At 77.2% G+C, this 605-nt stretch carries 1 protein-coding gene; it reads left to right on the top strand.

What is annotated here, in order from left to right; translation table 11 throughout:
* Positions 1–140: 140 nt before the first annotated feature.
* On the top strand, positions 141–605 hold a 465-nt coding region (locus C6558_RS38955), incomplete at its 3' end, for a hypothetical protein (RefSeq protein ID WP_199197136.1).

A 605-nucleotide genomic window follows, 5' to 3' on the forward strand; every position in this document is an offset into this window, starting at 1 on the left:
GCCGACCAGGCCCTCGACGACGCCCGCCGCAAGCTCGCCGAGATGGTCACCACGGCGGACGCGCTGCCCGCGCCCGCCGGCCGGGGCCACGACGGCGGCGGCCCGGCCGGCCTCGACGCCCCGTCCGCGGCCCGCGCCGGGTGGGCACGCCGCCCGCGCTGGCGATCGGCGTGGAGCTCGTGGCCGAGTCCTCCCGCAACGCGTTCCAGCAGTGGGGCCCGGCGACCGCCGGGGAGGAGCAGGTGCGCGAGGGCCGCCCGCTGTACGTGACCGTGCGCCCGCTCAAGCGCGGGGCCAAGGGGACGTGGATCAAGGGCGGGCTGACGTGGAAGGCGTTCCAGTTCCCGCGCGCCGAGTTCGCCCCCGCCCAGGAGCGGGCGATGCGCCTGATCTGGCGTCAGGTCCAGGCCGAGGACTCCTACCCGGGCGACGCCTGGTTCGGTCTGCACGTCTTCGACTCCCCGCGGATCTGGCAGCTGCTCGCGGAGGCCCGCGAGGTCGGGGTGGAGCTCGTGCCGCTGGGGCTGCTGACGGACGTGGTGCTGGAGGCGCCCGTCGCCGTCGGGCTGGACGTCACCGCCGCCCCCGACGGCGGTCTGGACGTG

It is taken from the genome of Ensifer sp. NM-2 (genome assembly GCF_003024455.1).
Classification (GTDB): domain Bacteria; phylum Pseudomonadota; class Alphaproteobacteria; order Rhizobiales; family Rhizobiaceae; genus Ensifer; species Ensifer canadensis.